3 protein-coding genes, 1 tRNA gene and 1 pseudogene are annotated in these 6,096 nt (G+C 66.5%); all 5 read right to left on the reverse strand.

Annotated features, from left to right (window positions below):
* Positions 1-171: pseudogene (locus EA346_RS14000) on the reverse strand (GNAT family N-acetyltransferase); the annotation flags it as partial.
* 781 nt (positions 172-952) lie between these two features.
* Positions 953-1,048, reverse strand: a tRNA-Sec gene (locus EA346_RS14005).
* A 5-nt stretch (positions 1,049-1,053) separates the two neighbouring features.
* Complete coding sequence (selB, locus tag EA346_RS14010; RefSeq protein ID WP_296759635.1) at positions 1,054-2,982, reverse strand: selenocysteine-specific translation elongation factor; 1,929 nt, start codon at positions 2,980-2,982, stop codon at positions 1,054-1,056.
* Positions 2,973-4,367, reverse strand: a complete 1,395-nt coding sequence (gene selA, locus EA346_RS14015) for an L-seryl-tRNA(Sec) selenium transferase (protein ID WP_296759637.1) — start codon at positions 4,365-4,367, stop codon at positions 2,973-2,975. The genes selB and selA overlap by 10 nt, the downstream gene beginning before the upstream one ends.
* Before the next feature lie 406 nt (positions 4,368-4,773).
* Positions 4,774-5,388 carry a methyltransferase domain-containing protein gene (locus tag EA346_RS14020; RefSeq protein WP_296759639.1) on the reverse strand — a complete coding sequence of 205 codons (615 nt, stop codon included), beginning with the start codon at positions 5,386-5,388 and terminating at the stop codon, positions 4,774-4,776.
* Positions 5,389-6,096: the final 708 nt, after the last annotated feature.

Below are 6,096 nucleotides of genomic sequence, written 5' to 3' on the forward strand. Positions count from 1 at the left end.
CGGCTCTTCCTCCGGCGTGAACGCCAGCCAGTGCAGCGCACTCGAGTCGAGGCCGTCAAACTCGAGGCTTCGGGGTACATTCTGTTCTTTCACGAAGACCTCGCAGCGCACGGTCTCCAAAGCCATTCTGTCGGCGGGCCAACTCGCCTCCCGTATCCGGATTGGCTTCATTGCTGGCTTTCCCGGGCAGGGGGAGCGGAACGGGCCTGACAAGTTCAGCGCGGCGCCGATTCGGGATTCGATGCTGGCCATGACAAACTCCAATCGTGATTGAGAGGCGCACCCATATTGGCTAGGTGTGGTGACAACGTCGTTACGTCCAAAAGGCGGTTCGATGACGCCAACCGGTGCTGCCGGGGCGGCGGACATAGCGCCAGGCTGGGGGACCCGGTCCGGGCGCCTGACGCCTTCCTGGAGGTCGCATGACTCCGGAAATGAGAGGCAACGTCCGACCAGGGGCCGTCAGCGGATAACGCCGGGGAAAGTCTGCGCTTCCCATACCGGTTTTCACATGGGTGCAATTACGGATGAGCCGATGAATCCGGCAGCACGTGGTCCGAGTGGGGGGACGGTATACGAACCGGAGCGGGCCAGTCAGTGGGAACGGATGAGGGGCAGTCGAATTCGATCTTCGGACCGCTGCGCATGAGGCCATGGGCTCGAGCACGATCGGCGTCGTGAGATCACTTGCATGCACGCCAAGGGCCTACGCCATCTCAGACAACGGAACCTTCTCGAGGGCTTTCGGTAGGGTGGTCATCGCCGGAACCTTGACGGGCTTCGCACAGCATGAATTCGGTGTGCGGGCTGAGGGACTGTGCCAAGACCATTCCGCCGTGGGCCAGGATCGCGAGGACGGCTGAGGAGCCGACGAAAAGTGCTGGACGCTTCATGGCGCAGCTCCCCCGTGCTCCGGACCTAAGGTTTACGACACTGCGGATGGGTTCGTGAATGGCGGAAGAGAGCAGGAGTCGAACCTACCAGGGACCGCATGGCCGCCCCTCCCGGTTTTGAAGACCGGGCGCCCCACCGGGGAACGATCTCTTCCGTAACTCAGGTTGCGGTCCAGTCATGCGCTGCAGCCTCGCGACGCAGCACGTGATCATCGCGGATCCGCCGAGTGTAGCCGACGCGATCGAAGAACTCGAGGATGCGGATGGCCACCTTGCGGCCTCCGCTGCCATCGCTGAACAGGATGTCGCGAAACGGCGCGGCGCGCGCTGCGCCCTGTTCGGCGTTGAGTCGGCGGACGATTTCGGCGAGGGCCGCGACCGTGCTCGCGGTGAAGTAGTGATCGTGCGCGACCGGGTAGAGTTCGCCGGCGCGGGCGAGCCGCTTGAACAGTTGCCGCACCTCTGTCTCCGGCGTGCCGGTCGCCTCGGACAGATCACGCACCCGCGGCGGGTTGTAGGGTCGGGCATCGAGCAGCGGCTTCAGCGCGGCAAACTGCTCGCGGTCGTCGGCGCTGACGCTGGCGCGATGCCCCGGCAGATGCAGCCAGGTCCGGGTCTGCGCGATCGCCCCCGAGGCCAGCAGTTGCGCGCTCAAGGCATCGAACACCGGTCGCGGTAGCGCGACCGAGATCCGGCGGCGCAACCGCTCCGGCTCGACACCGATCATGTCCGGGCTTTGTTCGTGTTCCTGTTCCAGGACCTGCAGGAACCGCGCCTCCAATGCGGCCCATGCCTTCTGGGCAATGCCGATCGCCGCATCGCCGTCACCGAGGACGCGCAGACCGACACGCCGCAAGAGCGCCGCGGTTTCTGTTCCGGTGAGGTTCCAGCTCAGCGCAAACCGAGCCAGATCGATTCCGGTCGGCGACTGGCTGGCCAGCAGTTCGAGGACCGCAGCCGGGTCGTCGTTGCGCATCCTGTCGAGCAGGGCCAGCCGCTCGGGCGCACGCTTGTGACGGGCGGGTGGAAAGATGTCGAGCACCCTGCCGCCGGCCACGGTACGCTGCGCGCCGGCGTCGCGCAGGATGAAGCGGTCACCGCGCAGGGTCAGTGTCTCGCGCTCGAGCAGGATCTCGGCCAGCGCCGCACTTCCGGGCTCCACCTTGCGGCAGTCGAGCAGGGCGACCCGGCCGACGATGTCGTCGGTACCGAGGTGCACGTGCACGGTCTGCATGTGCGTCAAAGGCTGCTGTCCGTGAGGGACGCGCAGTTCCCCCTGAAAGCGCGCCAGCGGGATGTCCAGCACGGGATCGACCAGCCACATGCCCCGCCGGATGTCCTTCTTCTCGAAATCGCCCTTGAGCGCCAGCGCACAGCGTTCACCGGCGGCACCGTTCTCGGCGGGGCGATCGTGGACGCGGAGGCCGCGCACGCGCGCCTTGAGGCTCGGCGGGGAGGCGGTGACCGTAGCGCCGACCGCGATGCCGCCGGCGTGCGCCGTGCCGGTCACCACCGTGCCGACACCCGTGAGCGAGAAGGAGCGATCGATGGCCAGTCGGAACCGTCCGCCTGCCGGACGCCGCGGCAGTGTCGTTGCCGCGGTTTCCAGATGGGCCCGCAGTGCCGCCACCCCGTCACCGCTACGACCCGAGACCGGGAACACCGCACAGTCCGCGAGTCGCGTGCCTTCCAGCAGCCTGGCGATCTCCCCGCGCGCTTGTTTGATCCGCTCTGGCGGGACGGCATCGATCTTGGTCAAGGCGACCGCCCCTCGGCCCATGCCAAGGAGTTCGAGCAGCTCCAGGTGTTCCCGGGTCTGCGGCATCGGACCGTCGTCGGCGGCGATCACCAGCAGCACGAAGTCGATGGCGCTCGCGCCGGCGAGCATGTTGTGGATCAGCTTCTCATGCCCTGGCACATCGACGAAACCGAGCACCGAACCGTCGGCCAGCGGAGTGTAGGCGTAACCGAGGTCGAGGGTGATGCCGCGCGCCTTCTCCTGTGGCAGCCGGTCGGCATCTACGCCAGTGAGCGCCTGGACCAGCGTGGTCTTGCCGTGGTCAATGTGGCCGGCGGTACCTATGAGCATGGGAATTCGCTGAGATTGGCCGTGAACTCGCTCTCCTCGTGCGGCTGCAGACAACGCAGATCGAGCAGCAGCGCGCCATCCTGGATGCGCCCGACGACCGGGCGGGGCAGGGTGCGCAGCCCCGCCTCGACGCGGTGCAGTACGCCGCCTTTTTTCCCTTGCGGACGGATCGCCAGACCGGCCGAAGGTAGGCGATCGATTGGCAGCGAGCCAGAGCCGATCTGCGACCGCAGTGGGACGATCTGCGCTGTCACCGGTAGCGCGGCCAAGGCTCCCTGCACGGCCGGCAGCAGGCGCGCTGCCGCCGCGCGGATGTCACTCTCGGCTCGTGTCAGCTGCTGCAGCGTCGTCAGGCGTTCGGGCAGCCGGTCCGGGTCGCGGTAGAGGCGCAGCACGGCTTCGAGGGCGGCCAGGGTGATCTTGCCCACGCGCAGCGCACGCTTGAGCGGGTTGCGCTTGATCTGGGCAATCAGGTCCTTGCGGCCGACCAGCAGGCCGGCCTGCGGGCCACCGAGCAGCTTGTCGCCGGAGAATGTCACCAGGTCGGCGCCGGCGGTGATGCTCTCACAAGGCGTCGGCTCGTGCGGCAGTCCCCAGCGCTCCAGATCTATCAGCGTGCCGGAGCCAAGATCGACGACGAAGGGCAGGTCGTGTGCGTGCGCGAGCTCGGCCAGTTCCTGTTCCGGCACCGCGTGCGTGAAGCCCTGAATCGCGTAGTTGCTGGTGTGGATCTTCATCAGCAACGCCGTGCGCCTGGTGATCGCGCCGCGGAAGTCCTTTAGGTGGGTGCGGTTGGTGGTGCCGACCTCGACCAGCCTGGCCCCGGCGCGCTGCATGATGTCGGGGATGCGGAAGGCCCCGCCGATCTCGATCAGCTCGCCGCGCGAGACGATGACCTTTCTCTTGCGTGCCAGGGTGTTGAGCAGCAGGAATACAGCGGCGGCGTTGTTGTTGACCACGGTGGCGGCCTTGGCGCCCGTGAGTTCGCACAGCAGTTCGCTGACCACGTCGTCGCGGTCACCGCGGCCACCGCTCGCGATGTCGTATTCCAGGGCGCAGGGGCTGCGTGCGACACGGATCAGTGCCTCGACAGCCTCTTCGGGCAGTGGCGCGCGCCCGAGGTTGGTGTGCAGTACGGTGCCTGTGAGGTTGAACACCGGGCGGGGCTTCGGCAGCTTGAGCGCCCGGGCGTCGGCGCTGACCCTGGCGACGAGGCTCGCCGTATCGGGCACTGCCCCGCCGGCACGCACGGCCTCGCGGGCATGGGCCAGTGTGTCGCGCACCAGCTGCGTGACGACCGGCTGGCCGTGCTTTGCCACCAGCGCTGCAACCGCAGCGTCCGCAAGTAGCCGGCTGACGGAAGGCAGATCGGAGAGTGCACCCATGGCTCATCCAACTGGACAGAAGCGCAGAGGCTTCGACACTGACGGCAAGCCCGCCGACCCGTGGCTGCCCTCGTCCGATCGACGGTCGTGTTGCCGGCAAGGGTCGCGCCCATCTTGCACACGGCATCCGTTATCCGTGCCGCCGCACCCACCGAGAGCGGCGGCACGGATGAATCCGCTGTCCCAGGGCCTATGGAGGCCTTCGCCGCCTACCGCCCTGCCGACAAGCGCTGGCGGGTCATTCCTTGAAGGCGACGAAGGTCGCACCCTGAACGCCGAACTGGCGTGCCACGGCCTCCTTACTGGTTCCGGCGAACGAATCGAAGTAGGTGACGACTTGCCCGCGTTCGAATCCTGCATCAGCCAGTGCCGCGAGGTAGCCTGCAGACTGCAGAGCTCCCGCGATTCAGCCAACCCAGAGTTCGATATCGTTGCGCGCGGCTGCCGACAGCTCCGCCTCGATCACGATGTCGGCGAACTGCACGCGCCCGCCGGGGCGCAGCACGCGATACAATTCCGCAAAGACGCGCTCCTTCTCCGGGCTGAGGTTGATCACCCCGTTCGAGATCGCCACGTCCACGGACGCGTCGGCGAGGGGCAGGTCGGAGATGTCCGCCTTGTCGAATCGGACATTGTCCGCGCCGATGGTGGCAGCGCCCGCAGCGGCCCTGCGAAGCATGGCGTCGGTCATGTCGAATCCGACCACCTCGCCCTGCGGACCGACACGGCGGGCGGCCAGCAGACAGTCCATTCCGCTCCCGGAGCCCAGGTCGATGACCCGGGCAGCGTTCGGCAGCGCGTCGGCGTGAAACGGGTTGCCCACACCGGCGAATGGTGCCGTGATCGAGTGCGGCAACGCGTCGAGTTCAGCCCGATCGTATCCCAGCATCGAGGCGGCATATTCCGGGCCACGATGGAAGTGGAAGTCGCCATCCGGTTCCTCCGCGACCCGCCCGTAGGTGGAGCGTATCTCCTGCTTGAGCCGTTCGCGGTCGAACGTCAAATCGCAATCGGTCGTCATCGTTCTCCTCCTGGTATCCATTCCTCCTTGGTGCATGGTTGCCCGGTCACCCGGGCACCGGGGCGGTTGCTCCCGCGGAACATCCGCGGGCGTGCCCGCGGTTCGGGGAGCGGGCGTTCGGTAGCCAATGGCGAGCCCTCGCGGGGGTCACGGCATCCGGCCGGGTGGCCAACCGAGCGTTCCGCCTTCTAATTTTAGGACGCACGAGGCTGCCGAACGGTTCCCGTGTTTCAGACGCCGGCTGGGCGTCCAACGGGGCAGGGCAGGCGCGACAGAGCAACGGTGCGGCGGTGCGACGATGACCAAGAAGCATCCCGACCGGACCGCAAACCAAGTTGGTTCATGCCTGTCAGCGGCAAGCCGGTGGCTCAGTGTGGATCTTCCCCTCGTGCACTGCGAGAGCGGAATCGCGACGCTGTGATAAAGCTTGCCTATCGCGATCATGGGAAATCTCAACTTGTGCTCAAGAACCTCGGGGTCTTAACTTGAGGGGTGGCTGGACAAAGAGCCGCTCCTCATCCCTGGATGCTCGGAGTTCGGCACATTGTCTCAGGGGTTGCCCTTTTTTCCCGGGGTGGCAGTTCCCGAAACGCAAGCAAATTCACCGCAGTGAAGAGGAGAGAGACATGAGTGATCAGCCGAATACTGGCAAGTGCCCGGTCATGCACGGTGGCAACACCGCCACAGGCCATTCGAACACGGAGTGGT

Source organism: Thioalkalivibrio sp. (genome assembly GCF_007692535.1).
GTDB lineage: Bacteria > Pseudomonadota > Gammaproteobacteria > Ectothiorhodospirales > Ectothiorhodospiraceae > Thioalkalivibrio.